25 protein-coding genes and 1 pseudogene are annotated in these 23,593 nt (G+C 71.6%); 9 read left to right on the forward strand and 17 right to left on the reverse strand.

Features of this window, described 5'->3' with window-relative positions; genetic code table 11:
• Positions 1-72: 72 nt before the first annotated feature.
• Entirely contained in the window at positions 73-1,236 is a 1,164-nt protein-coding gene (locus ACIPV1_RS17165; protein ID WP_402726901.1) for a PQQ-dependent sugar dehydrogenase, read from the forward strand.
• 63 nt (positions 1,237-1,299) lie between these two features.
• Positions 1,300-2,187, forward strand: a complete 888-nt coding sequence (locus ACIPV1_RS17170; protein WP_133938155.1) for a helix-turn-helix transcriptional regulator — start codon at positions 1,300-1,302, stop codon at positions 2,185-2,187.
• A gap of 18 nt (positions 2,188-2,205) precedes the next feature.
• Here ACIPV1_RS17170 and ACIPV1_RS17175 read toward each other — a convergent pair whose 3' ends face one another.
• From ACIPV1_RS17175 to ACIPV1_RS17190, 4 genes are read right to left on the reverse strand one after another with little or no spacing between them, the layout of a single operon-like run.
• Complete coding sequence (locus ACIPV1_RS17175) at positions 2,206-3,180, reverse strand: S1C family serine protease (protein ID WP_402726902.1); 975 nt, start codon at positions 3,178-3,180, stop codon at positions 2,206-2,208.
• Between the two features lie 16 nt (positions 3,181-3,196).
• Positions 3,197-4,192, reverse strand: coding sequence for a VWA domain-containing protein (locus ACIPV1_RS17180; protein WP_402726903.1), 996 nt, complete (start codon positions 4,190-4,192; stop codon positions 3,197-3,199).
• Positions 4,189-5,103 (reverse strand): DUF58 domain-containing protein, encoded by a 915-nt coding sequence (locus tag ACIPV1_RS17185; protein ID WP_248704150.1) that lies wholly within the window; start codon positions 5,101-5,103, stop codon positions 4,189-4,191. The genes ACIPV1_RS17180 and ACIPV1_RS17185 overlap by 4 nt, the downstream gene beginning before the upstream one ends.
• Positions 5,100-6,200 carry a MoxR family ATPase gene (locus ACIPV1_RS17190; RefSeq protein ID WP_132099202.1) on the reverse strand — a complete coding sequence of 367 codons (1,101 nt, stop codon included), beginning with the start codon at positions 6,198-6,200 and terminating at the stop codon, positions 5,100-5,102. Before ACIPV1_RS17190 ends, ACIPV1_RS17185 begins: the two co-directional genes overlap by 4 nt.
• 138 nt (positions 6,201-6,338) lie before the next feature.
• On the opposite strand from ACIPV1_RS17190, the pseudogene ACIPV1_RS17195 reads away from it, so the two are divergent.
• A pseudogene (locus ACIPV1_RS17195) lies at positions 6,339-7,019 on the forward strand (response regulator transcription factor); the annotation flags it as partial.
• Positions 7,020-7,120: 101 nt separating this feature from the next.
• Positions 7,121-8,386 carry a sensor histidine kinase gene (locus ACIPV1_RS17200; protein WP_402726904.1) on the forward strand — a complete coding sequence of 422 codons (1,266 nt, stop codon included), beginning with the start codon at positions 7,121-7,123 and terminating at the stop codon, positions 8,384-8,386.
• Positions 8,387-8,458: 72 nt separating this feature from the next.
• Here the strand turns inward: ACIPV1_RS17200 and ACIPV1_RS17205 are convergent, their stop codons facing one another.
• Positions 8,459-9,343, reverse strand: a complete 885-nt coding sequence (locus ACIPV1_RS17205) for an aldo/keto reductase (RefSeq protein ID WP_131920877.1) — start codon at positions 9,341-9,343, stop codon at positions 8,459-8,461.
• 86 nt (positions 9,344-9,429) lie between these two features.
• On the opposite strand from ACIPV1_RS17205, the gene ACIPV1_RS17210 reads away from it, so the two are divergent.
• The gene (locus tag ACIPV1_RS17210) at positions 9,430-10,302 is read left to right on the forward strand and encodes a helix-turn-helix domain-containing protein (protein WP_402726905.1); all 873 of its coding nucleotides are present in this window, start codon (positions 9,430-9,432) and stop codon (positions 10,300-10,302) included.
• Complete coding sequence (locus tag ACIPV1_RS17215; RefSeq protein WP_123671333.1) at positions 10,299-10,502, forward strand: hypothetical protein; 204 nt, start codon at positions 10,299-10,301, stop codon at positions 10,500-10,502. Before ACIPV1_RS17210 ends, ACIPV1_RS17215 begins: the two co-directional genes overlap by 4 nt.
• 80 nt (positions 10,503-10,582) lie before the next feature.
• Here ACIPV1_RS17215 and ACIPV1_RS17220 read toward each other — a convergent pair whose 3' ends face one another.
• Complete coding sequence (locus ACIPV1_RS17220; protein ID WP_132099730.1) at positions 10,583-11,599, reverse strand: aldo/keto reductase; 1,017 nt, start codon at positions 11,597-11,599, stop codon at positions 10,583-10,585.
• A 123-nt stretch (positions 11,600-11,722) separates the two neighbouring features.
• Between ACIPV1_RS17220 and ACIPV1_RS17225 the strand changes: the two genes are divergently transcribed.
• On the forward strand, positions 11,723-12,421 hold the full coding sequence (locus ACIPV1_RS17225; protein WP_402726906.1) for a carboxymuconolactone decarboxylase family protein: 699 nt from the start codon (positions 11,723-11,725) through the stop codon (positions 12,419-12,421).
• 16 nt (positions 12,422-12,437) lie between these two features.
• Here ACIPV1_RS17225 and ACIPV1_RS17230 read toward each other — a convergent pair whose 3' ends face one another.
• Positions 12,438-13,409 carry an NAD-dependent epimerase/dehydratase family protein gene (locus ACIPV1_RS17230; RefSeq protein ID WP_402726907.1) on the reverse strand — a complete coding sequence of 324 codons (972 nt, stop codon included), beginning with the start codon at positions 13,407-13,409 and terminating at the stop codon, positions 12,438-12,440.
• A complete protein-coding gene (locus ACIPV1_RS17235) occupies positions 13,409-13,897 on the reverse strand; it encodes a DUF4126 family protein (protein ID WP_402726908.1) in 489 nt (162 codons plus the stop codon). Before ACIPV1_RS17235 ends, ACIPV1_RS17230 begins: the two co-directional genes overlap by 1 nt.
• A gap of 107 nt (positions 13,898-14,004) precedes the next feature.
• Between ACIPV1_RS17235 and ACIPV1_RS17240 the strand changes: the two genes are divergently transcribed.
• A complete protein-coding gene (locus ACIPV1_RS17240; RefSeq protein ID WP_402726909.1) occupies positions 14,005-14,655 on the forward strand; it encodes an SDR family oxidoreductase in 651 nt (216 codons plus the stop codon).
• A 45-nt stretch (positions 14,656-14,700) separates the two neighbouring features.
• Here the strand turns inward: ACIPV1_RS17240 and ACIPV1_RS17245 are convergent, their stop codons facing one another.
• From ACIPV1_RS17245 to ACIPV1_RS17270, 6 genes are all read right to left on the reverse strand, one after another.
• Positions 14,701-15,714: a matrixin family metalloprotease gene (locus ACIPV1_RS17245; protein ID WP_402726910.1), complete on the reverse strand. Its 1,014-nt coding sequence runs from the start codon at positions 15,712-15,714 to the stop codon at positions 14,701-14,703.
• Between the two features lie 124 nt (positions 15,715-15,838).
• Complete coding sequence (locus ACIPV1_RS17250; RefSeq protein WP_123937079.1) at positions 15,839-16,930, reverse strand: acyl-CoA desaturase; 1,092 nt, start codon at positions 16,928-16,930, stop codon at positions 15,839-15,841.
• Positions 16,931-17,026: 96 nt separating this feature from the next.
• Positions 17,027-17,743: an ANTAR domain-containing protein gene (locus tag ACIPV1_RS17255; protein WP_402726911.1), complete on the reverse strand. Its 717-nt coding sequence runs from the start codon at positions 17,741-17,743 to the stop codon at positions 17,027-17,029.
• A 12-nt stretch (positions 17,744-17,755) separates the two neighbouring features.
• Positions 17,756-18,454 carry a GAF and ANTAR domain-containing protein gene (locus ACIPV1_RS17260; RefSeq protein ID WP_131845127.1) on the reverse strand — a complete coding sequence of 233 codons (699 nt, stop codon included), beginning with the start codon at positions 18,452-18,454 and terminating at the stop codon, positions 17,756-17,758.
• A gap of 118 nt (positions 18,455-18,572) precedes the next feature.
• On the reverse strand, positions 18,573-19,031 hold the full coding sequence (locus tag ACIPV1_RS17265; RefSeq protein ID WP_123339352.1) for a hypothetical protein: 459 nt from the start codon (positions 19,029-19,031) through the stop codon (positions 18,573-18,575).
• 150 nt (positions 19,032-19,181) lie between these two features.
• On the reverse strand, positions 19,182-19,883 hold the full coding sequence (locus tag ACIPV1_RS17270) for an SDR family oxidoreductase (protein WP_123292971.1): 702 nt from the start codon (positions 19,881-19,883) through the stop codon (positions 19,182-19,184).
• 96 nt (positions 19,884-19,979) lie between these two features.
• Between ACIPV1_RS17270 and ACIPV1_RS17275 the strand changes: the two genes are divergently transcribed.
• Positions 19,980-20,375: a MerR family transcriptional regulator gene (locus ACIPV1_RS17275; protein WP_131877865.1), complete on the forward strand. Its 396-nt coding sequence runs from the start codon at positions 19,980-19,982 to the stop codon at positions 20,373-20,375.
• Between the two features lie 58 nt (positions 20,376-20,433).
• Here the strand turns inward: ACIPV1_RS17275 and ACIPV1_RS17280 are convergent, their stop codons facing one another.
• From ACIPV1_RS17280 to ACIPV1_RS17290, 3 genes are read right to left on the reverse strand one after another with little or no spacing between them, the layout of a single operon-like run.
• On the reverse strand, positions 20,434-21,711 hold the full coding sequence (locus ACIPV1_RS17280; RefSeq protein WP_402726912.1) for a family 1 glycosylhydrolase: 1,278 nt from the start codon (positions 21,709-21,711) through the stop codon (positions 20,434-20,436).
• Between the two features lie 53 nt (positions 21,712-21,764).
• On the reverse strand, positions 21,765-22,637 hold the full coding sequence (locus ACIPV1_RS17285; RefSeq protein ID WP_123937084.1) for a carbohydrate ABC transporter permease: 873 nt from the start codon (positions 22,635-22,637) through the stop codon (positions 21,765-21,767).
• Positions 22,634-23,587 carry a carbohydrate ABC transporter permease gene (locus ACIPV1_RS17290; protein ID WP_111083634.1) on the reverse strand — a complete coding sequence of 318 codons (954 nt, stop codon included), beginning with the start codon at positions 23,585-23,587 and terminating at the stop codon, positions 22,634-22,636. Before ACIPV1_RS17290 ends, ACIPV1_RS17285 begins: the two co-directional genes overlap by 4 nt.
• Positions 23,588-23,593: the final 6 nt, after the last annotated feature.

The raw sequence follows: 23,593 nt of genomic DNA on the forward strand, positions 1-23,593 counted from the left end.
GTGCCGGCCGTACCCCTCAGCCGTTTCCCGAACGCGACGTGTGTGATCGACGGACGATCCGGGAGGACCACCGTGGACAGCAGCGAACACCCGACCCAGCAGCCGAGCCCGACCCGCACCCGACGCGCCTGGTCCGCAGCGGGCATCGCCGCGGTGGCAGCACTCGCCCTGGGCGGCTGCGCCGATGCCGCGCCGGACGACGACCGCGGCTCGTCGGCGAGCGCCCGCGCCACCGCCCCCGCCGACCTGCCCACCGGGCAGGTCGCGCTCGACGGCGACACCAGCGACGTGGTCACCGGACTCGAAGCACCGTGGTCGGTCGTCCGCACCGGCGACGACGGCGACGCCCTGGTCAGCGAACGCGACTCCGCGAAGGTCCTCGAGCTGCAGGACGACGGCACGACGCGCGAGGTGGGCACCGTCGACGGCGTCAGCCACGGCGGCGAGGGCGGGCTGCTCGGGCTGGCCCTGCACGACGACGACCTGTTCGTGTACTCGACGGCCGACGACGGCAACCGGATCCAGCGGTTCGAACTGACGGGCAGCGCCGGGTCGTGGGCGCTCGGTGACGCCACGACGATCATCGACGGGCTGCCGTCGAACACGTTCCACGACGGCGGCCGCATCGCGTTCGGCCCCGACGACATGCTCTACGCCAGCGTCGGGGACGCCGGCACGAGCAGTGACGCGCAGGACGAGGACTCGCTCGCGGGCAAGATCCTGCGGCTCACCCCGGACGGCGACGTACCGGACGACAACCCGTTCGACGGGTCACCCGTCTGGAGCCTCGGGCACCGCAACGTGCAGGGGTTGGGATGGTCATCGGACGGCACGATGTTCGCGTCGGAGTTCGGCGAGAACACCCTCGACGAGCTGAACGTGATCGAGGCGGGCGAGAACTACGGCTGGCCCGAGGTCGAGGGCGAGGGCGGCGAGGACCAGGGCTTCGTCGACCCGGTGCAGCAGTGGTCGACGGACGAGGCGTCCCCGAGCGGCCTGACGGTCGTCGACGACACCGTGTTCGTGGCCAACCTGCGCGGCGAGGTGCTCCGGGCGATCCCGGCGGACGACCCGGGGACGTCGACCGAGTACTTCCCGGGCGACTTCGGCCGGATCCGGGCCGTGCTCGAGGGGCCGGCGGACACCCTCTGGTTCGTCACGAACAACACCGACGGCCGTGGTGACCCCGCAGCGGGGGACGATCGCATCGTCTCGGTCCCGCTCACGCGGTCGTGACGACCCCACAGGGGTTCCGGCAGCCCCTCGCTCGCACGCTGTCCAGCCGGTTACCGTGACGGCATGAACCACCGCGACGAAGCCCGCGACTTCCTGTCCAGCCGTCGCGCCCGCATCACCCCCGAGCAAGCCGGGGTCGAGACGTTCGGAACCCGCCGTCGGGTCACGGGGCTCCGGCGCGAAGAGGTCGCACGGCTGGCAGGCGTCAGCATCGACTACTACACGCGGCTGGAGCGGGGGAACCTGCAGGGCGTCTCGGACAGCGTGCTCGAGGCCGTCGCCGGCGCACTGCAGCTCGACGCCGCCGAGCTCGAGCACCTGCGCGACCTGTCCCGGCACCAGAACGCGACACCGCGGCGCGCGGGCAAGGTGGTGCCGGTGGCCGCCGTCCGCCCGGAGCTGCAGTACCTGCTCGACGTCATCACCGATGCGCCGGCGATGATCATCAACAACCGGCAGGACATCGTCGCCGCCAACGCGCTCGGCTACGCGATGCACTCGGACCTGGTCTCGGCACCGGCCCGGCCGATGAACTTCTCGCGCTTCATCTTCCTCGACCCGCAGGCCCGGAACTTCTACCAGGACTGGCAGCGGGCGGCGCACACGAACGTCGCGATCCTGCGGCGCGAGGCCGGGCGTACACCGAACGACCGCGACCTCGCAGCCCTCATCGGCGAGCTGTCGATGCGGAGCGACGACTTCCGCGCGCTCTGGGCCGCGCACGACGTCCGTCGCCACTACGCCGGCGTGAAGTCCTTCCGGCACGCCGTCGTCGGTCCGCTCGAGCTGCACTTCCAGACGCTCGAACTCGCCGAGGACCCCGGGCTCGCGCTCACGATCTACCCAGCGACCCCGGGTAGCCCGACCGCCGACGCACTCCGCCTGCTCGCCTCGTGGGCGGCGACGGAGCAGATCGCGGAACGTGCGCGCAGCGCGGTCAGCCCCGGATGAGCGGTGCCCCGCGGAGCGTCAGCCCCGGATGATGTCGTCCGCGATCCGTGCGGCATCGTCGATGGGCACCGCGAAGCCGATGCCGATGTTGCCGGAGGAGTAGCCGAGCGTCGCGATCGACGTGTTCACCCCCACGACGCGGCCGTCGAGCCCGACGAGCGGCCCGCCGGAGTTGCCGGGGTTGATCGACGCGTCGGTCTGCACGAGCGGCTGCGCCGATCGCTGCGAGGTCCGTTCGAGGGCGCTGATGATGCCCGAGGTGACGGTGCCGTTCAGGCCGAGCGGAGACCCGACCGCGATGACGGACTCGCCGATCCGCAGGTCGGCGCTGCGTCCGAGGTCGGCTGCGGGCACGGTCAGGCCGGTCGCCTCGATGACCGCGATGTCGCTGTCCTCGTCGCTGCCGACGACCCGGCCATCGGTGCTGGTGCCGTCGGGCAGTACGAGCCGGACGGCCGACGAACCGTCGACGACGTGGTGGTTCGTCATGACGTGTCCGGCATCGTCGATGACGAAGCCGGAGCCGCTCCCGCCGGTCGTGCGGACCTGCACGACGCTCTGCAGCATCCGCTGGGCGGCGTCCTCGGCGTCGGTCGCAGTACCGCCGGACGAGCCGGACGTCCCCGACGAGCCGGACGTGCCGGACTGCTGCCGCCCGGCCACCGGGGCGCTGACCGGGGAGTCCGGGGTGACGAGCAGGGCGCCGGTGACCCCCGCGGTGCCGCCGAGGACGAGCGCGGCGACGAGGACGGTCGCGGTCCGGCCACCGCCCCGCCGCTCGCGGCGCGGTGCCGGCTCGTCGAACTCGGACCGGCGGGTGGCCGGGTCCGGTGGGGGGCCCTGGACGGGCGTGGGGACGGACGGGAGGCACGTTGCGAGCTGGTCCCGGGCCTCCCGTCCGCCGTCTGGTCGCGCAGATCGCTCGGGCGGTGCGCCGGTGGACCAGTGCTGTGGACCTGCGGGCCGGCCGATGCCGGGAGGGATGTCACTCATGGTCGTGTCCTCGTGTTCAGACGATGCGGGCGAACCAGCGGAGGGAGAGCGCGCCGGCGGTGAGGGCGAGGAGCATGCCGAGCAGGGCGAGCCACGGCGTGATCTCGACGGGTTCCTCGTGCCAACCGATCGACGAGCCGATGTCCTGGTAGACCTCGCGGAGTTCGTCGGTGCTGGACGCCCGGTAGAACCGTCCGTCGGTCTCGTCCGCGAGCTGGCGGAGGGAGGTCTCGTCGACGGGGACGGCCTGCTGCGTCCCCCACAGGTTCGCGACCCCGGAATCGGTGCCGTAGGCGATGGTGGAGACGGGCATGCCGGCTTCGCGAGCTGCTTCGGCGGCCGCGGCGGGTTCGCGCCCGGTGGTGTTCGCGCCGTCGGAGAGCAGCACGAGTCGCGCCGGGATGCGCTCCGGTTCCCCGGACCCGCCGGGGGTCGGGGACGGCGACGCCGAGCCGGTGGCACCCTCGTCACTGAGGCGGTCGACCTCGCCGACCGCCTCGAAGACGGCCTCGCCGATCGCCGTCCCACCGCCGCCGTCGTCCATCCCGGCGATGGCCTCCCGGACCGCTTCGTGGTCGCGGGTGGCCGGAGCCAGGACGTCCGCGCCGCCGGCGAAGGCGATCGCCCCGACGTTGAACGTCTCCGGCATCTCGGCGACGAAGGACTCGGCGGCGGACTTGGCGGCCTCGAGCCGGTTCGGGTCGACGTCGTCGGCCTGCATCGAGCCGGACGTGTCGATCGCGACGATCACCGTGGCACGCTCGTAGGGCACCCGGACGTCGATCTCGGGGCGCGCACCGGCGAAGCCGAGGGCGGTCAGGCCGACCAGGACGAGCGCCGCGGGCAGGTGCCGACGCCACCGGGGCCGCTTCGGGACGAGCTTGTCGAGCATCGGCAGGGTCGCGAAGCGCACGGCGTACCGCCGGCGTCGGCGCTGGACGAGCAGGTACGCCACGGCGAGTGCGGCCACCGGCACGAGGGCGAGCAGGAACCAGGGTGTGAGGAAGGTCATCGGGTCCTCCGTGCCGATCGGGCGGGCGTGCGGTGCCGGCGGTGGATGAAGCGGGTGAGTTCGCGGCCGAGGTCATCGTCGGTGCGCAGGACCAGGTGGTCGGCCCCGGCGGCGCGGACGGCGGTGGCGGTGGCCGCGCGGTGGGCGGCTGCTCCGGCGGCGTACGCGGTGCGGAGTGCCCGGTCCGAGGTGGCGACGACGCGTTGGGCGCCGGACTCCGGGTCGACGAAGACGACGTCGCCGACGTCGGGCAGGTCGAGCTCGCGGGGGTCGAGCACCTCGACGACGATGACCTCGTGGCGTGCCGACAGCCGACGCAGGGCGGGTTCCCACGGCAGCCGCGCGCTGTCGGTCGCCGGCTGGTCGAGCAGGTCACTGATGACGACCCGCAGACCGCGGCGGGGCGCCTGGGCGGCGAACACGCGGAGCGCTGCGGCCAGGTCGGTCGTCGGGACGCCGTCGCGGGGGCCCGGATCGGCACGGAGCACGCGGCGGGCGGTGGTGCGACCGGCGCCCGGAGGGGTCCAGCGGATCCCCTCGGTGCCGACGACGCCGAGTCCCACCCGGTCACCCGCGCCGGTGGTGAGCAGGCCGATCGCCGCCGCCGTCCAGGTGGCGACGTCGGCCTTCTCACGGTCGGTGGTGCCGAAGGCCATGCTCGGCGAACGGTCGACCAGCACCCACGTCTCGAGCGCGTGCTCAGCGCGGGTGAGCCAGACGTACGGTTCGCCGGCGCGAGCCGTGGCGTTCCAGTCGATCCGGCGGACGTCGTGCCCGGGCTGGTAGCGCACGAGTTCCTCGGGGTCGCTGCCCGTGCCGAGGGACAGGCCCTGGTGGTCGCCGTGCACCGTGCCGTCGACACGGCGCCGGACGGTGAGCTCGAGGCGGCGGAGCCGTGCGTCGTCGCTCACGGCGTCGCCTCGTACGGGGTGGAAGCGGCCGCGGCGGGGGTCGGTGCGGCTGGGGGGTACCGCACGTCACCGCCCGCCGCGACCGCGCTCGGGTCCTCGGACGCCGCGATCCGAGGCTGCGGGACGGCCGCGAGCACGGCCTCCACAGCGGTCCTGGGGTCGACCCCGTCGGCGACGGCGTCGAAGGTGAGCACGAGGCGGTGCGCGAGCACGTCGGAGGCGACGTCCGCGATGTCACCGGGCAGCACGTAGTCGCGGCCCCGGAGGAGCGCGAGCGCACGGGCCGCGGCGACCAGGCCGAGCGACCCGCGAGCACTGACGCCGTACTCGAGCACTCCGTCGAGGGTGTGCACGCCGTAGCGGTGTGGGTTGCGGGTCGCCATCACGAGTTGCACGGCGTACATCGCGACGGCGTGATGCACGAAGACCTGCTCGGCTTCGGCCTGCAGCCGGACGATGTCCGGCACCGTCAGGATCTGCTGCGCGCGTGGCCGGTCGGCGCTCATCCGCTGCACGATGGTCAGCTCCCCGAGCTCGTCGGCATGGTCGACGTCGACCTTGAGCAGGAAGCGGTCGCGCTGCGCTTCGGGGAGCGCGTACACGCCGTCGTTCTCGATCGGGTTCTGGGTGGCGAGCACGATGAAGGGGTCGGGGAGCCGGTGGGTCTGCCCACCGATCGAGACCTGCTGCTCGGCCATCGCCTCGAGCAGCGCCGACTGCACCTTGGCGGGAGCGCGGTTGATCTCGTCCGCGAGCACGAGGTTGGCGAACACCGGTCCGGGTTCGACGTCGAAGGTCTCGGTGGACGGCCGCCAGACCCGCGTCCCGACGATGTCGGACGGCATCAGGTCGGGGGTGAACTGCAGGCGGACGAAGTCCCCGCCGACGACGGTGGCCAGGGTGCGCACCGCGAGGGTCTTCGCGACGCCGGGGACGCCCTCGAGCAGCACGTGGCCCCGGGCGAGCAGCCCGATCATCATCCGTTCGACCATGGCGTCCTGGCCGACGACCACGTGCTTGACCTCGAACAGTGCGCGTTCGAGGACGGCTGACGCGGACGGCGTCGTGTACGGGTCGGCGTGGGCGGCTTCGGTCATGGTGTCCTCCTGTCGTTCGGGTGCGTCCCACTCCAGTCGCCAGGGGCGAAAACGACGGGAAGCCGGATCGAAACCGGACCGAAAAGGGGGAACGGACAGTACCTGTCAGTCGCCCAGCCGCCCTGGTTACCGTGAGGCATGCGCGTGCTGATGGTGGAGGACGAAGCCGGTCTGGTGACCGCGTTGCGCGTCGCCCTGCAGCGTGAGGGGTACGCGGTCGACGCCGCCGGCACGCTCGGGGACGCCCGCGGGAAGCTCGCCGTCACGGACTACGACATCGTCCTGCTCGACGTGAACCTGCCGGACGGGGACGGCTTCGAGCTCGCCGGCGAACTCCGGTCGACCGGCGAACCCGGTGGGTCCGGTGGCCCCGGCCCACGGATCCTCATGCTCACCGCCCGCGGCCAGCTGCGCGATCGGGTCCGCGGGCTCGACCTCGGTGCCGACGACTACCTGGTGAAACCGTTCGCGCTCGTCGAGCTCACCGCCCGGATGCGCGCACTCACCCGGCGCTCGGGCGAGGCCGCGTCCTCCGTGCTCGTCGACGGCCCGATCGTCGTCGACACCGCGCGGCAGCTCGCGCGCCGTGGCGACCGCGAACTCGCGCTGACCCTGAAGGAGTTCGGGGTGCTCCGGTACCTGCTCGGCCGTGTCGGCTACGTGGTGTCGGCAGAGGAACTGCTCGAGCACGTGTGGGACGAGAACGCCGACCCGTTCACGCAGACCGTCCGGGTCACGGTGGGCACGCTCCGCCGGAAGCTCAGCGTCGCGGACGAAGAGCCGGCGATCGAGACCGTCGTCGGCCGCGGGTACCGGCTCCGGGAACTCACCGAGGACGGCACCGGGGACCCGTCGACGCTCGGAGCGCCAGCCGCGCCGGTACGGGCGGTCGGCGCGGCCGGCGCTGCCGGCGCTGCGTCGTGAGCGCGCTCGACCGCGCCAGGCGCGAGGTCGGCCACCGCCGGTTCCTGCGCCTGCCGGCCTGGGCGCGCACGATCCGGATGCGCCTGACCCTGACGTACAGCGCCGTCCTGTTCGGGATCACCGCACTCGCTCTCGCCGCCGTCTACGTCGCCCTGTCGAGCACGGTCAGCGCCGAGCCCCTCAACCCCGTCACGGTGAAGAAGTTCTACAAGGCCGCCGACGGCACGATCGTCTACAAGCCCGGCGAGCAGTTCCAGGTCGCCGACCTCGAGACGGTGCAGCGCGCCGTCAACTACACGTCCCTGCAGTCGCTGCAGCAGTACTCGATCATCGCCCTCGTCGTGATGTTCGTCCTGAGCCTGGCGATCGGCTGGTGGGTCGCCGGCCGCGCGCTCCGCCCCGTCGGTGCGATCACCCGGGCGACGCAGGAGATCACCGCGACCGACCTGTCACGCCGCATCGACGCGTCAGGACCTCCCGACGAGCTGCACACCCTCGCCGACACCATCGACGGGATGCTCGACCGGCTCGACCGCGCGTTCCGGGCCGAACGGATGCTCGTCGAGGACGTCTCCCACGAACTGCGGAACCCCGTCGCCGTCGTGCAGTCGAACGTCGAGGCCGTCCTCGCCGACGACGCCGCCACCCCGGTCGAACGGCAGGCGTCAGCCGACGTCGTGCTGCAGTCCACCCGGCGGATGAGCCGCCTGCTCGAGGACCTGCTCGCGACCGCCCGCACCCGGTCCGAGGCCTTCACCGACCGCGACGTCGACGTCGCGCGGCTGGCCGCGTCCGCTGCTGCGGAGTACGGGATCCTGGCGAGCCGCCGCGACCTCACGATCCGCGAGCGGATCCACGGTGGCCCGGTGGTGTTCGCCGATCCCGACGCCCTGTCGCGCGCACTCGGCAACCTGCTCTCGAACGCCGTCCGGCTCGCACCCGTCGGCTCCACCGTGACGATCGGCGTCGGGAGCGTCCGTGGGTGGGCGTGGCTCGCGGTGCGTGACGAGGGCCCCGGCATCGCCGACGATGCCCGGCCACGGGTGTTCGACCGCTTCTACCGGGAGTCCTCGGACGCCTCCACCGGCAGCGGCCTCGGGCTGTCGATCGCGCGCCAGATCGTGGAGAGCCACGAGGGCCGCCTCCGACTCGAGAGTCGCGGCTCCGACGGGTCGACCTTCGTCATCTGGTTGCCGGAGCGCGCCGTGCCGGGCGCCCCGACGAGGACGGACGAGCCACCGGACGGCGACCCGCTCGCCTGAGAGCCGACCCCGTGACGGCCAGGAGGCCCGTGGCGGCGCCGCCACGGGCCTCCTGGCCGTCTCCTGGTCGCGTCAGGCCTCCGGGATCACCCGCTCGAAGCGGCTCGTGTCCGCACCGTCGGGGTCCGGGCCGTTCCGGCGGCCCGTGTCGAGCGCGTCCAGGGCCCTGAGGTCGTCGTCGGACAGCACGAAGTCGAAGACGTCGAAGTTCTCCGCGATCCGTCCGGGGTTCGTCGACTTCGGGATCGCGTTCCGCCCCTGCTGCACGTGCCAGCGGAGCATCACCTGAGCCGGCGTCTTGCCGTGCGTCTGGGCGATGGTCCGGATCGTCGGGTCGTCCATCACGCTGACCCGCTCGTCACCCCAGCCCGGGTAGAAGGTGATCCCGCCGATGGGGGACCACGCCTGGTCGAGGACCCCGTGCTCCGCGTCGGCGCGCTGCACGTCCGGCTGCGTGAAGTACGGGTGCAGCTCGACCTGGTTGAGCGCCGGGATGACGTCGGTCGCGTCGAGCAGCGACTGCAGGTGGTGCGGCATGAAGTTGCTCACGCCGATCGCTCCGACCCGACCGTCGGCGTACAGCGTCTCGAGCGCCTTGTACGCCTGCACCGTCCGTTCGAAGCGGTCCGGCGCGGGCTGGTGCAGGATCAGCACGTCGACGCGGTCGAACCCGAGCTTGCCGGTGGCCTTCTCGAACGCGTGCAGGGTCTCGTCGTAGCCGTAGTCGGAGACCCAGATCTTCGTCTCGACCACGATCTCGTCGCGGTCGACGCCGGAGGCGCGGATGCCCTCGCCGACCTCGCGTTCGTTGCCGTACGCGGCGGCGGTGTCGATGTGGCGGTACCCGGTCTCCAGTGCCGTGCGGACCGCGTCCACGGTCTCGTCGGGTGCGCTCTGGAACACGCCGAAGCCGATCGCGGGGATCTCGAGTCCGTTGTTGAGGGTGAGTGTGTCCATGCCCACGACGCTAGGCCGGTGCCCCTGACCCTGACCGGTACCAGCAACCCCTTCTTCCCCGCCCGGCACCGTCCTACCGTGGACGCATGGACACCAGAAGCGAAGTGCGCGACTTCCTCCGCACCCGCCGCGAGCGCGTCACGCCGCAGCAGGTCGGCCTGCCCGACTTCGGTGGCGCCCGACGGGTCAAGGGTCTCCGCCGCGAGGAGCTCGCGCTCATCGCCGGCATGAGTGTCGACTACTACATCCGCCTCGAGCGCGGGAACCTCACCGGCGTCTCGGAGAGCGTGCTCGAGTCGCTGTCGCGCGCGTTGCGCCTCGACGACGCCGAGCACGCGCACCTGTTCGACCTGGCCCGCGTGCAGAACGCCTCGGCGACCACGCGGCGGAAGACCCCGACGTCGAAGGTCCGACCGAACGTGCAGCGCATGCTGGATGGCATGACGATGCCCGCGTGGGTGCGCAACGGCCGCTCGGACTTCCTGGCCGGCAACGCCCTGGCACGTGCGCTCTACTCGCCGCTGTTCCTCGACCCCGCCGGCACCCCGAACACCGCCCGCTTCGCGTTCCTCGACCCACGCGGTCAGGAGTTCTGGCGCGACTGGGACGTCGTCGCGAGCGACATGGTGGCCGTGCTCCGTGCCGAGGCAGCCCGGTCGCCGTACGACAAGGGACTGACCGACCTGATCGGCGAGCTCTCCACCCGCAGCGAGGAGTTCCGGCAGCGCTGGGCCGCGCACGGCGTCATGCGACACCTGAACGGCTCGAAGCGGGTGCACCACCCCGAGGTCGGCGACCTCGACCTGACGTACGAGACGATGGAGCTCGCGACCGACACCGGTCTGACGCTCATCGCCTACGGCACCGAGCCGGGCTCACCGTCCGAGGAACGCCTGCAGCTGCTCGCGAACCTCGTCGCCACGACGGCCGCAGCCGTCCCGGAACCGGAGGACGCATGAGCGAGACCGAGTCCGTCCCGACGACCGCAGCCGCCGCACCGCTCGGGTTCCTCGGCCGGTTGCGGTTCCGCTGGCGCGCGGAGCAGGAGATCCACGACCTGACCCGCGACCGTGCGCTCGAGGAGCGCGTGCGTGCCGAGGCCGCTGTGCGGCTCGCGCCCGGCCCGTGGCACCTCGGCGAGCTGTTCCGACGCCGCTGACGTTGCGCGCGTGCCCAGATGGCGGACGGGAGGCCCGTGGCCAGCTGGCCGCGGGCCTCCCGTCCGTCAGTCGGTCGCGTTCACCGGCGACGTGCGGCGGGCACCAGGGTGTGCTGCCCGTAGCTGTTGTCGTCGGGGTTGATCGTGACGCCCGGTGCGACGAGCTCGTCGATGCGGTCCAGGACCTCGTCGCTGAGCACGCGGTCGGCGGCAGGGAGCTGCGACTCGAGCTGCTCCATGGTGCGCGGGCCGATGATCGCGCTCGTGACGCCGGGGTGCCGGATCGCCCACGCCAGCGACATCTCGATGAGGGACATGTCCTGCGACTCGGCCAGGAGTGCGAGTTCCTCGACGATGTCGAGCTTCCGCTGGTTCGCGGGCGTCGACATGTCGAACCGGGCCGCGGGGCGGTGCTTCGCCGTCGGGGTGCCGGGAGCGTCCTTGCGCCAGCGGCCACTGAGCCAGCCGCCGCCGAGCGGGCTGTAGACGAGGGTGCCCATGCCGTAGCGCTGCGTGGTCGGCAGGACGTCCTCCTCGATGCCACGCACCAGGATCGAGTACGGCGGCTGCTCGGTGCGGAAGCGCTCCAGGCCACGGCGCTCCGAGGTCCACTGGGCCTCGACGATCTCGGCGCCCGAGTACGACGACGATCCGATGTTCCGGACCTTGCCCTGGCGGACCAGGTCGGTCAGGGCGCCCAGGGTCTCCTCGACGTCCGTCGTCGGGGACGGACGGTGCACCTGGTACAGGTCGATGTGGTCCGTGCCGAGGCGGCGCAGGGAGTTCTCGACCTCCTGCATGATCCAGCGGCGCGAGCCCCCGGAGCGGTTCGGGCCCTCACCCATCGGCATGAAGAACTTGGTGGCGAGCACGACGTCGTCACGGCGGTCCTTGATGGCCTTGCCGACGATCTCCTCGGAGACGCCGTCCGAGTAGGCGTCGGCGGTGTCGACGAAGTTGATGCCCGCGTCGAGGGCGCGGTGGATGATCCGGATCGAGTCGTCGACGTCTGCGTTCGCCCACGGGCCGAACATCATGGTGCCCAGAGCGAGCGGGCTCACCTCGACGCCGGTGCGTCCGAGCTGGCGGTACTCCATGGTTTCCTCTCCGTGCCCGCGGGTCTCGCCGGGCACGGCTGCCACGCTAGGCCGGTCACCCACGGTGAAAGGGGGGAGGCCCTTACCTCCCTCGGTCGGCGGGGCGGTCGTAGCGTCGGGGGCATGACGTTCGCCGAGACCGACCCCGAGTTCGCCCAGTACCACGCCGACTTCGTGGACGAGACGCTGCAGCACGCGTCGCTCAGCAGCCACGACCGCGCGGTCGTGCAGCTCGGCGCGATGATCGCCGCCGGCGCGCAGACCGCCTTCCGACAGCTGCTCGACACCGCGCTCGACGAGTCACTGACCCCGGTCGAGGCGAAGGAGATCGGCTACCAGGCCGTCGCCTACGTCGGGTCCGCGCGCGCCTCGGACTTCCTCACGATCACCAACGACGTCCTGACCGCGCGCGGTGTCGAGCTGCCGCTCCCGTGCCGGTCGACGACCACCCCCGACGACCGACTCGAACGGGGCCGTGCGGTCCAGAGCGCCGTCGTCGGCGCCGGACGTGTCGACGCGATGTACGAGAACGCCGCCGGCGACACCGTGCACTTCCAGCGGTTCCTGTCCGGCAACTGCTTCGGTGACACCGTCGGACGGGACGGGCTCGACCTGCCGACGCGTGAGCTGCTGACGTTCGCGGTCCTCGTCGCGCTCGGCGGCGCGGACGCGCAGGTCACGGGACACGTCGCGGGTAACCTGCACGTCGGGAACACCCGGCAGCAGCTGCTCGACGTGCTCACCGTCCTGGTGCCCGTGACCGGCTACCCGCGGACGCTCAACGGGCTCGCCGCCGTGAACGAGGGTGCGCCCGCCGCTTGAGGTCGCGGCCGGTCCCTCAGACGACAAGGGGGCCGGCGACCTCGATCTGGTCGTGGTCGACCTGCCAGCGGACGGCGTCGAGCACCGTCTGTTCGGCGGTGAAGCCCGGCGTGTAGCCGAGCAGACGGCGGGCCTTCTCGACGCTGAACACCTGGCTGCGTGACAGGTGCTCCCAGCTGGCGCCAGCGTGCTCGGGAGTCGTGGTCTCGCGGAACCGGTCCCAGCTGACGGACTCGAGCCGGGCCTCCTGGCCGAACCACGACGCTGCCAGGTGGGCGTACCCACGCGCGGTGAGCGCCGTCGGCGCCGTGATGAAGAAGTCCTCGCCGACCGCCGCCTCGCGGCGTTCGACGGCGAGCTGGAAGGCCTGCGCGACGTCGTCCGCGTGCACGTGGGCCATGGTCTCGGCGCCGAGCCCGGGGAACTCGATCGCCTCACCGGCGGACAGCCTCGTCAGCACCGACGGGTCGAGGTTGCCGAGCGGACCGATCGGCATCCAGCCCGGACCGCTGATGTGACCCGGGTGCAGCGTCGTCGTCGCCAAACCCCCTGACGCGGTTTCTTCCTTGAGCATCCGGGCGATCGCGTCCTTCTGCACGCCGTAGTCGCCGAAGGGCGGCGTGAAGTCGTCCTCGGTGATCGGCAGCACACGGGATGCACCCGCGCGCCAGATCGAGCCGCAGTGCACGAGGTGCGTGCCCGTGCCGCGGAGCGCTTCGACGAGGGCGGCGGCGGACGGCTCGGTGAAGCAGACCAGGTCGACGACGGCATCGGCGTCGAGCGCAGCGATCCGCGTTCCGAACGTGCCGTCGCGGTCCTCCTGCTCACGGTCCGCGGTGACGCGTTCGACCCGCTGCCACTCGGGGGAGTCGGCGTAGGGGGTGCTGGTGCCGCGACTGATGGCGACGACCTCGTGACCGGCGCGGACGAGGCGGGGGACGAGGAACGTGCCGATGTGGCCGGTGGCTCCGATGACGACGATGCGCATCAGTCGGCGGTGATGACCTTCACGGAGCCGGCGATGGTCGCGGCGTCCTCGGCGAGCGCCACGACCGGGTCGGGCAGGCGGGTGGTGGCACCGACGAGCTTGCGGGCACCCCACCCGACGAACGACCCGACGATCGCACCGACGCCGCCGAGGATCGCGCCCTCGATGCGCAGGTCGCGCTTGCCGGTCGTGCCGAGTGCTGCGCCGACGAGCGCACCGGACCCGATGCGGCCGATCAGGCCGGCGGGGGAGATGCGGTTCGGGGTCATCGTCAGCTTGTCGCCGATGAGTTCACCGACGGCCGAGGCGACGAGGAGTCCGCGGCCGAGCGGGGTGCTGAAGACCTTCCAGTCCTGCCACGACCCCTTCAGCGAGGACCGGTCGTGGTTCAGCGCCAGCACCGCGAGCGGGGTGGCGCTGCGGCCGCCGCTCAGGATGCCGAGCACCAGGGTGCGGACCAGGGTGTGCTGCTCGTGCTGCGTGCTCATCGTGTCTCCAGTCGTGATCAGGTCCGACCGTACGCACGCGGGCCGCGAGCGCTCCGAGGGTCCTCACGGACTGCGGGTACTGAGCCGGCCCGAGTAGCGTCCGCCGCATGAGCAACGTCATCGTCTTCGGCGGCCACGGCAAGGTCGCACTCCTCACCACCCGCATCCTCAGCGACCGCGGCCACTCGGTCACCTCGGTCATCCGCGACGCGGACCAGTCCGACGAGATCCGCGCCCACGGCGGCGAACCCCGTGTCGCGGACATCCAGCAGCAGTCCTTGACCGACTTCGCGGAGCTCGTCCACGGGCACGACGCCGTCGTGTGGTCGGCCGGTGCCGGCGGCGGGTCCGTCGACCGCACCTGGGCGATCGACCGCGACGCCGCGATCCTGTCGGTGCAGGGTGCGAAGCAGGCTGGCGTCGACCGCTACGTCATGGTGTCGTGGTCCGGGTCGCAGCTCGACCACGGGGTACCGCAGGACAACGACTTCTTCGCCTACGCGCAGTCGAAGGCGATCGCCGACGCCGTGGTGCGCGACTCCGGTCTGCAGTGGACCATCGTGGCGCCGAGCACCCTGACGGACGTCGACGCCACCGGTTCGGTCGACTGGGCGGGCTCGTCGAGCGACGTGCCGCGCGGCGACGTCGCACACGTGATCGCGGACGTGCTCGAGACCCCCGGCACGGCGGGCAACACCATCCGGTTCAACTCGGGATCGACCCCGATCGCAGACTTCCTGCGCGCCGACGCCGTCTGACGACGGGGCGCGGTCTGACGACGGGGCGCGGCCCGCGGCCGCGCTTCAGTAGATCGCTGCGATGCCGGTCATGTCGCCGAGCCCGAGCGTGCGTGAGCCGGTGTCGCAGTACCCGCCGGACGGCTCCATGACCTGACCGGTCCCGGTCTTCACGTGGCCGAGTCCGTACAGGTGTCCCCACTCGTGGGTGGCGACGGCCTGGGTGTCGAACCGTGCGCCCGAGCAGGTGGTCGTCGAGCTCCACTTGTAGCTGGTGGCGTACCGCTGGTCGGACTCCTTCGCGACGCCGTTGCCGTCGTACCAGACGCACGTCACGCCGAGGGTGCCGGAGGGCAGCTTGCCCCATCCGACGACGCTGTAGCCGTTGCTCTTCGAGCAGCCGCCCTTGTCGGTGAGCCCGGGCACCTGGGTCGCCAGGCGCACGTAGGAGTTCCGGGCCGACGAGGTCACGGTGCGGTCGCACGACGCGATCGTGCCGGTCCACGCGTTCGCCGCCTTGCGCAGGGCGTCCTTGGCGTACGACGACTTCTGGCCGGACTCGTTGTAGTACCACTGCACCGTGCTCGACCAGCGGTACGGGTTCCGTGCGTTGGCCGTACTGGTGCACTTGGTGGTGGCCGCGGCCGTGGCGGCCGGTGCTGCGGGTGCGCCGGCGGCGGCGCTGGCTGCCGCGCTCCTCGCTTGCTCGCGGCGCACGGCGGGCGCCGAACCGCTCCACGCCTCGTCGATGCGGACCGCGACACCGCCGGTGCCGGTGTTCGCGATGACGACCTCCGCCAGCTCCGGAGCACCCGGCGCCGCCGAGCTGCTGGCCATGACGCTCTCACCGGGCGCCGGCACGGCGAAGGTGCGGCCGTCGGGCAGCACGACCGTGCCCGACGAGACCGTGCACCCCGACCGGAGCGTCTGCACCGAGAGCGTCCCCGTGGCGCAGCGGGTTCCGGCGGCCGGCGTCGATGCCCCCGGCGTCGCCGCCTGCGCGGGTGCCGCCGTCGCGGTGAGGCCGACGACGAGTGCGATGACCGCCCCGGTGGTGAGCGTGTTCCTGACAGGACGCATGGTTGCCCTTCCCGCGGTGGGCCCCTGTGCCCGCCGTCCCTGATCGGGTCCATGCTCGCCGATGAGCCCCGTCAGGTCCAGGGCTGCGCCAACAGGACAGGAAGCGCCCAGCCGTCGCGGTCGGTCAGCGCAGCCGCTCGACCATCGGACACGCGAACGGATCGCGAGCCGCCAGACCGACCTCGTTGAGGTAACGGACCACGATGACGTAGGAGTGCACCAGCGTCGTCTCGGTGTACGGCACGTCCTGGTCCGCGCAGTACTTCCGGACCATGTCCCGGGCGGCCCGCAGGTTCGGCCGGGCCATGCTCGGGAACAGGTGGTGCTCGACCTGGTGGTTCAGGCCGCCCATGAAGTACTCGACCCAGGCGCCACCACCGATGTCGCGCGAGGTCAGGACCTGGCGCGAGAAGAAGTCCACGCGGCGACCGGGTTCGATGACGGGCATGCCCTTGTGGTTCGGCGCGAACGCGATCCCCATGAGGAACCCGAACACGGCGAGCTGCACACCGAGGAACGCGAAGGCCAGGCCGACCGGCAGGAACCAGAACACGACTCCCAGGTAGAGCACGAACCGGCCGACGAAGACCGATCCCTCGGCCCACCGTCGCTTCACCGGCCCACGGCTCGTGTACGTGCGGATCGACTGCCAGTGCAGGTTCACACCCTCGACCAGGAGCATCGGGAAGAACGCGTACCCCTGCACGCGGACGAGCACACGCAGGAACCCGGTCCGGCTGGCAGCGTCCTCGGGTCGGAACGAGATCGCGTCGAACGAGATGTCGGGGTCCTTGCCGACGGTGTTCGGGTTGGCGTGGTGCCGGGTGTGCTTGTTCATCCACCACGCGTAGCTGATGCCGGTCAGGAACGTGCCGGCGTACCGGGCCGCCCGGTCGTTCCAGTGGTGCGACGCGAACACCTGTCGGTGGGCAGCCTCGTGCGACAGGAACGCGAACTGCGTGAACAGTGCGCCCAGCACCCCGGCGACGATCAACTGGTACCAGGAGCCGCCGAGCACGGCGAACGCCCCGCCGGTGATGCCGAGCAGCGCGGCGAGCACTGCGATGAGGCCCCAGTACCAGCCCGTGCGGCGACCGAGGAGCCCAGCGGTGCGGACCTGCGCGAGCAGCGCGGTGTACGTGGAGGTGGTGTCGGTCCGAGGCGACCGTCGTTCGGTCTTCCGGTAGCCCGTCGGTACGACCAGTTCGTCGCCCATGCTTTCCTCCTGGATCCAGTGCTGCGCCTGCAACCGGGGTCCGGGGCTACGACTTGCTCGTGATCGTACGCCGGCCCGGACCGGGGACACACGGGATCAGGCGGGGAGGACCAGGCGGCGTTCGACGATGGCTCGGGCGACGTCGGCGAGGCGCTCCTGGTTCGACCGCGCGTACTGCCGCAGCAGTTCGAACGCCGCCTCGGTGTCGACCGAGTGCGTGTACGCGACGAAGCCCTTCGCCTGCTCGATCACGACCCGGCTGTCGAGGGCTCGCTGCAACTGCGCCTGCGTCAGCGCCGCGTGTTGCAGGGTCCGCTGCTGCAGGATGCTGATGGTCGCGACGTCGGTCAGGGCCTGTGCAGCCACGGCGTCGTCGCGGTTCAGCGCCCCCTCGGTCTCGCGGAACAGGTTCAGCGACCCGAGCGTGGTGTCCCGCAACCGCATCGGGATCGCGTGCACCGACGCGTACCCCGACTCGGCGGACGCGGCCGCGAACGTCGGCCACCGGCGTTGCATCTCCGCCTGGTCACTGACGGACACCGGACGACCGGTCGCGAAGCACTCCACGCACGGCCCCTCGCCGGCGTCGAGCTGCAGGAGTCCGACGAAGCTGGAACGCTCACTGGTCGACGCCACGACCTCGAGTTCCTGGTGCTGGTTGGCCAGCAGGATGCCGGCCGCCGAGGCGTCGAAGATGTCGACGACGCTGTCGACCAGGTTCTGCAGCAGGTCGACGACGTCGTACTCGTCGACGAGGGTGTCGGTCAGCGTGACGAAGGTGTCGATGAGCCGGCGCTCGCGGGTCGGTGCCATGGTGCGTGCTCCTCAGTTCTCGGAACCGTACGGCCGGGCGAGGTCGATGCGGCGAGCGATGACGTCGGTGGCGACGTCGCGGACGGTGCGTTCGGTGGCGAAGGCGTGCGCCTGCAGCACGAGGAGGGCGTCGGTGACGTCCACCCCGAGCTGTGCTGCGACCATGCCGGTCGCCTGGTGCACCTCTCGTCGGGAGTAGCGGCTGGTGCCCATGTCGGCACGGCCGTCGGCGGCCGCGGCGAGCAACGCACCACGGAGCACCCGACGGGCTGCGACCTCGGTGAGCTCCACGGCGCCGCGGATCTGCCCCACGGTCAGGGTGCGCTCGCTGTCCACGGACAGGTCGACGGCGCCGACGGGGATCGTCCCGATGCGCATCGGGAACGAGAACACCGCCCCGACCCCGGCGCGCAGGAGTTCCTCGAGCGCGAGGGGCCAGTCGGTGTTCGTCGTGCCGGACAGGTCGGACTCCAGGACCGGGCGGCGGGTCGTCAACGCCTGCCAGCACGGGCCCTCGCCGAGGTCGAACTGGATCTCGTCGATCCGCGCGGCGCGCGCGTCGCTCGCGCACACCGTCGCCGACCCGAGTGGGTTGCCGAGGGTGGAGATGCCGACCCCGGTCACGGGCAGCGTCGTCAGGAACGGCGGGCACATGTCGGTGCCGTCGGGTGCGGCCTGCAGTGCGGAGACTGCCGTCGTGAAGTCGTTCATCGCGAGGAAACCATCCGGGTCCGTGAACACGGGGCTGATCCGGTCCCCGCGTGCTGCAACGCTAGCGCAGTGCCCCGCTGGCGTCGCCCGCCGGGCACGTCGACCCGCGCGGACACGGTCAGCCCGCGCTGACGCGCGACGGCTCCGGCACGAAGTGGATCCGCTCCGCCGCTCGCGTGACCTCGCGGGCCCGGGCCGTGCGGTCGTCGAACTCGATGCGCGCTGCGTCACGGACCTGCTCCTTGTCGAACAACGACGCCCGGCTCACGACGTCGACGATCGTCGCCACCACCGTGGCGAGACCGCGTTCGAGCTGTCCGAGGTTCGTGTTGCCGATGACGAGACGACGGTCCTGCACGTCGAGCGTGACGTCGGGGTAGCCGGCCGTCACGAGCTGCGCGTGTCCGTCGGCACCGCGGAGGCCGGCCATCTCGGCTGCGTCGGGTCGGCGGTTGAACACCGCCGGGACGTCGTAGTACTTCGCCGCCGTGGGCTTGCCGAGCTCGGTGGGCAGGCCGGAGGCCACCACACTCGTGAGCGCGAGCGGCGTCGAGGCCGCCTCGGACTGGTCCGTCATGATGACTCCCTTGGCGGATCCCCGCGGGAGCTCGAGAGGATCTCGGACTCGGTACGGCGACACCGTGGCGTCAGTGTGGGACCCGCGGATGTGAGCACTCCCAGCCGCGGCCCGACGCCGGGGCTCCACCACGCCCCGGCGTCACCCTGCTCAGGCGAACTGCGCGTAGAACGCCGACGGGTCCTGCGACAGCGACGCCTTCACCGCGCTGCTCCACTCGTCGACGACGACCTCGGCCGCACCCCGCTCGACGCCGTCCAGCGCGGCCCGCGCCACGTCGGCCGGGTCGACCTTCGGCCCCTCGTAGCCGTCCATCATGTCCGTGTCCGCCGCCCCGAGGTGCAGCCCCTGCACGCTGATCCCCTTGCCGGCGAGCTCCAACCGGACGGCGTTCGTCAGGTTCCACTCGGCGGCCTTCGCCGCCGCGTACGCGCCGGATCCCGGGTAGACGAACCAGGACAGTGCGGACAGGACGTTCACGATGCCGCCGCCGCCGTTCCGCTCGATCACCGGTGCGAACGCCCGGATCATCGCGAGGTTCCCCCAGTAGTGCGTGTCCATCTCGCGGCGCGCGTCCGTGAGGTCGTCGGTGAGCAGCGAGCCCGTCGTCGAGATGCCCGCGTTGTTCACGAGCAGGGTGACGTCGCCGGCGGCTGCCGCCGCCGCCTCGACCGACGCCGGGTCGGTGATGTCGAGCGGCAGCGCCACGACGCCCTCGATGTCCACGAGCTCGGGTCGGCGTGCGGTCGCGTAGACCTTGGTGGCGCCGCGCTCCAGCAGCTGCAGGGCGAAGCGGCGTCCGATGCCCCGGTTCGAGCCGGTGACGAGTGCGACCGATCCAGCGATGTCCATGGTGTCTCCTCCTGCCGCGCGGGTGTCTCCCGCAGCGGCTCGGTTACGCTAAGACCTCACATCCATGTCAGGGGCAAGCCCCGGATCGGAGACCGCATGCGGATCGGCGACCTCGCCGCGGAGACGGGCGCCAGCGTGCGCTCGCTGCGGTACTACGAAGAGCAGGGACTGCTCACCGCGTCGCGGACCACCAGCGGGCAGCGCGTCTACGACACCCCGGCGGTCGAGCGCGTCCAGCTCGTGCAGCAGCTGTTCGCCGCCGGTCTGCCGAGCCGCACCATCGTGCAGCTGTTGCCGTGCGTGGACAGCGGGCACGCGACGCCGGAGTCGTTCGCGCTGCTCGTCGCCGAGCGCGACCGGATCACGGCGCAGATGGCGGAGCTCGAGGCCGCGCGTGGCCGGCTCGACGAGGTCATCGCCATCAGCGAGCACCCGACTGCCGAGCACTGCCCGGCCCTGCGCGAGCCGGCAGACGGAGCGGTCGCGGCCTGAGACGTGGTGCGGGGCGGACGGGAGGCACGGGACCGACCCGACCCGCGCCTCCCGTCTGTCAGGTGGTCGCCGCAAGGGCCGCTGCCACGGCCCGTTCCTGCCGCGCATGCGCGGCGAAGGCGTCGGCGACCGGGTTGCGACGGCGGTCGAGCCCGCCGTCGCCGTCTTCGACGAGGTCGAAGAGGCCCATCGTGAGCAGGTGCTCCTGGCGGGGTGCGTCCGTGTGCCGCCAGGTCCACTCGTACATGTCGAACAGCGGCCACCAGGTGTACCCGACCACCGGGACGCCCTCGGCACGGAGCTCGTGCACGGCGGCCACGGAATCGTCGAGCCAGCCGATGCGTTCGTCGACGGACCCGGTGACGCACGTCTCGGTCAGCATGACCGGGGCGCCGTACCGCTCGGCGTACGTCGTCAGCACGTCGCGGAGCCCCTCGGCCCCCGTGTCCCGGTACGGACGCGGGTCCGCGAAGCCGCCGCCGTGGTGGACGCCGGCCTCGAAGACCTCGGTGGAGTGCAGGGGGTAGTAGTTGACGCCCATCACGTCCGGCCGGACAGCGTGCTGGCGGAACCAGTCCAGGTCCGCGTCGGTGACCCCGCCGGAGCGCAGCCGTCCGACGAGCGGGTGGTGGTCGTCGACGCCGCCGGTCACGAGGTCCTCGACCAGGAACGTCTGGGCTCGGAGCCGCGCCACGGTGTCGCGGTGCTCGGGGGCATCGACGTCGCCGACGTACCGGATGCCGGCGTCGACGTGCACGAAGGTGGCGGCGTCACCGAGTTCACGGGCGATCGCGTGCTGGGTGGAGACGAACCCCTTGGCCAGCGCCGAGGCGATCCGGGCAGAACCCTCGGCACCGGTCAGGTACGGGGGCCAGTACCCGTACTCGCCGGAGAACAGGGCGTGGATGACGGGCTCGTTGACGGGCGTGTAGTCGGTCGCGACGTCGCCGTACCGGGCGGCGAACCGGGCGGCGTACTCCGTGACGTGCGCCGGGTAGTCGGGGTTCGCGAACTGACCGTCGAGCCAGAGCGGTGTGCCGTAGTGCAGCAGGTCGATGACGGGCCGCAGGCCGGTCTCACGGAAGCGCTGCATGACATCGTCGACCCACGACCAGTCCCACACACCGTGCTCGGGGGCGACCCGGTACCAGGGCACGCCCCAGCGGAGCAGCTCGGCGCCGACGTCGACGGCCAGGCCGAGATCGGCGGCGTACTGCCGGTAGTGGTCGGTGAGTTCGTACTCGTCGATGGGGCGCTCGCCCGGGCGGGCCTGCGGGACGAAGGTGTCCTCGATGCCCAGGGCGAAGTGCAGCCGTCCGTCGTCGGACCAGTGCATGGTGTCTCGTTTCGTGGTGGGCGCGCCCCCGAGGGGACCGCGCGAGGTCGTCGTCACTTGAGCCCGGTGCTGGCGACGCTCTCGATGAAGCGGCGTTGCACGAGCAGGAACATGACGGCGAGGGGCAGCACGGCGATCAGGGCGCCGGCCATCATCACGCCCTGCGGGATGATGCCGCCGGGTCCGGTCAGCAGGGTCAGCCCCGAGGTGATGGTCCCCATGTCCTGGTCGGTGGTGAACACCAGCGGCCAGAGCAGGTCGTTCCAGTTGTTGACGAAGGTGAAGATGCCGAGGGTGAGCAGTGCCGGTACGGCGTTCGGCAGGATGATGCTCCGGAAGATCCGCCACTCGGACGCACCGTCGATGCGCGCCGCGTTGTCGAGGTCGCGGGGGAGCGACACGAAGAACTGCCGGAGGAAGAAGATGCCGAAGGCGTCCGCCGCCCGTGGTGCGATGAGGCCGGCGAAGGTGTTCACCCACCCGAGGTCGGACACGAGCTGGTAGATCGGGATCAGGGTGGCCTGGAACGGGATCATCAGGCTGGCGATGATCACGATGAGCAGGACCTTGCTGCCCCGGAAGTCGAGCCGGGCCAGCGCGTAGGCGGCGAGCGCGTCGAACGCCAGCGCGAAGACCGTCACCCCGCCGGCGAAGGCGAAGCTGTTCAGGATGAGCCGGCCGAACGGCAACTGCGTGAAGATCGCCCGGAAGTTGTCGAGCGTCCACGTGTGCGGGAACAGCGTCGGCGGGTAGGCGTTCACCTCGCTCGCCGGCTTGAACGCCGTGAACACGATGACGAGCACGGGGAGCAGCACCGCGAGGGTGACGATGAGCACCGCGGCGAAGCCGAGCCAGCGCATCGACGGTGGGCGCCGGGCCACGGTCCTGCGCCGGACCGCGGTGGCCGGACGGGGGAGTGCGGTCATGATGCGGTGTCCTCTCCGCGCTTGCCGAAGAACAGGAACTGCACGAGGCTCAGCAGCAGGGTCGCGATGAGCAGCACGTACGCCAGTGCGGACGCGAAGCCGAGGTCGAGGTCCTTGAACCCGGACTGGTAGATCTGCATGACGATCGTCTCGGTCGACCGGTACGGCCCGCCGCCGGTCAGGACGTAGATCTGGTCGAACGCCTGCAGTGCGGCGATGAGCGCGACGATGACGACGAACGCCATGGTGTTGCTGAGCATCGGGAACGTCACGTTCGCGAACCGCTGGCGGCCGTTCGCGCCGTCCAGCTGCGCCGCCTCGTACAGGCTGGTCGGGATCTCCTGCAGCCCCGCCAGGAAGATGACCATGTAGAAGCCGAAGTTCTTCCAGACCGCGACGAGCACCACGGTCGGCATGGCGAGCGTCGGGTCCTGCAGGACGTTGCCGAGCCGGATGCCGCCCACCTGGAGCCAGTGGTTCAGCAGGCCGATCTGCGGGTCGAGCAGGTACGACCACGCGAACGCGGCGACCGCCAGGGACACGATGAACGGCAGGAACAGCGCCGAGCGGAAGAAGCCGCGGAACGGCAACGCCGGGTGGTTGAGCGCCAGGGCCAGCACCAGCGCCACGGCGATCGCGACCGGGGTGAACAGCACCGAGTACAGCGCCGTGTTGCCGATCGAGCGGACCACGTCCGGGTCGGTGAAGACCCGGACGTAGTTCGCGAAGCCGACCCAGCTCGGGTCACCGAAGCCGCTGGCGTCCGTGAAGGACAGCCGCAGTGCCGAGAGCATCGGCCACAGGACGAACGCCCCGAGGATGACGATCGCGGGTGCGAGGAAGCCGACGACGGTCGCACGGCGGCGGAAGGTCCCGTTCAGGGGCGTCCGGCCGCCGAGCTGTCCCGGGGGTCGGTACCGACGGCGTCGGCCGAGTTGCTGCGTGGTCATCGTGGT

The sequence above is a fragment of the Curtobacterium sp. NPDC089991 genome, from assembly GCF_044748425.1.
GTDB lineage: Bacteria > Actinomycetota > Actinomycetes > Actinomycetales > Microbacteriaceae > Curtobacterium.

What these genes read in the sequence shown, in the direction of transcription:
- ACIPV1_RS17280 (WP_402726912.1), bottom strand. Translation starts at nt 21,711, where the DNA reads ATGCACTGGTCCGACGACGGACGGCTGCACTTCGCCCTGGGCATCGAG.
- ACIPV1_RS17210 (WP_402726905.1), top strand. Translation starts at nt 9,430, where the DNA reads ATGGACACCAGAAGCGAAGTGCGCGACTTCCTCCGCACCCGCCGCGAG.
- ACIPV1_RS17235 (WP_402726908.1), bottom strand. Translation starts at nt 13,897, where the DNA reads ATGAGCACGCAGCACGAGCAGCACACCCTGGTCCGCACCCTGGTGCTC.
- ACIPV1_RS17215 (WP_123671333.1), top strand. Translation starts at nt 10,299, where the DNA reads ATGAGCGAGACCGAGTCCGTCCCGACGACCGCAGCCGCCGCACCGCTC.
- ACIPV1_RS17230 (WP_402726907.1), bottom strand. Translation starts at nt 13,409, where the DNA reads ATGCGCATCGTCGTCATCGGAGCCACCGGCCACATCGGCACGTTCCTC.
- ACIPV1_RS17260 (WP_131845127.1), bottom strand. Translation starts at nt 18,454, where the DNA reads ATGAACGACTTCACGACGGCAGTCTCCGCACTGCAGGCCGCACCCGAC.
- ACIPV1_RS17285 (WP_123937084.1), bottom strand. Translation starts at nt 22,637, where the DNA reads ATGACCGCACTCCCCCGTCCGGCCACCGCGGTCCGGCGCAGGACCGTG.
- ACIPV1_RS17220 (WP_132099730.1), bottom strand. Translation starts at nt 11,599, where the DNA reads ATGGAGTACCGCCAGCTCGGACGCACCGGCGTCGAGGTGAGCCCGCTC.
- ACIPV1_RS17175 (WP_402726902.1), bottom strand. Translation starts at nt 3,180, where the DNA reads ATGAGTGACATCCCTCCCGGCATCGGCCGGCCCGCAGGTCCACAGCAC.
- ACIPV1_RS17275 (WP_131877865.1), top strand. Translation starts at nt 19,980, where the DNA reads ATGCGGATCGGCGACCTCGCCGCGGAGACGGGCGCCAGCGTGCGCTCG.
- ACIPV1_RS17265 (WP_123339352.1), bottom strand. Translation starts at nt 19,031, where the DNA reads ATGACGGACCAGTCCGAGGCGGCCTCGACGCCGCTCGCGCTCACGAGT.
- ACIPV1_RS17245 (WP_402726910.1), bottom strand. Translation starts at nt 15,714, where the DNA reads ATGCGTCCTGTCAGGAACACGCTCACCACCGGGGCGGTCATCGCACTC.
- ACIPV1_RS17255 (WP_402726911.1), bottom strand. Translation starts at nt 17,743, where the DNA reads ATGGCACCGACCCGCGAGCGCCGGCTCATCGACACCTTCGTCACGCTG.
- ACIPV1_RS17225 (WP_402726906.1), top strand. Translation starts at nt 11,723, where the DNA reads ATGACGTTCGCCGAGACCGACCCCGAGTTCGCCCAGTACCACGCCGAC.
- ACIPV1_RS17250 (WP_123937079.1), bottom strand. Translation starts at nt 16,930, where the DNA reads ATGGGCGACGAACTGGTCGTACCGACGGGCTACCGGAAGACCGAACGA.
- ACIPV1_RS17180 (WP_402726903.1), bottom strand. Translation starts at nt 4,192, where the DNA reads ATGACCTTCCTCACACCCTGGTTCCTGCTCGCCCTCGTGCCGGTGGCC.
- ACIPV1_RS17290 (WP_111083634.1), bottom strand. Translation starts at nt 23,587, where the DNA reads ATGACCACGCAGCAACTCGGCCGACGCCGTCGGTACCGACCCCCGGGA.
- ACIPV1_RS17240 (WP_402726909.1), top strand. Translation starts at nt 14,005, where the DNA reads ATGAGCAACGTCATCGTCTTCGGCGGCCACGGCAAGGTCGCACTCCTC.
- ACIPV1_RS17190 (WP_132099202.1), bottom strand. Translation starts at nt 6,200, where the DNA reads ATGACCGAAGCCGCCCACGCCGACCCGTACACGACGCCGTCCGCGTCA.
- ACIPV1_RS17270 (WP_123292971.1), bottom strand. Translation starts at nt 19,883, where the DNA reads ATGGACATCGCTGGATCGGTCGCACTCGTCACCGGCTCGAACCGGGGC.
- ACIPV1_RS17170 (WP_133938155.1), top strand. Translation starts at nt 1,300, where the DNA reads ATGAACCACCGCGACGAAGCCCGCGACTTCCTGTCCAGCCGTCGCGCC.
- ACIPV1_RS17205 (WP_131920877.1), bottom strand. Translation starts at nt 9,343, where the DNA reads ATGGACACACTCACCCTCAACAACGGACTCGAGATCCCCGCGATCGGC.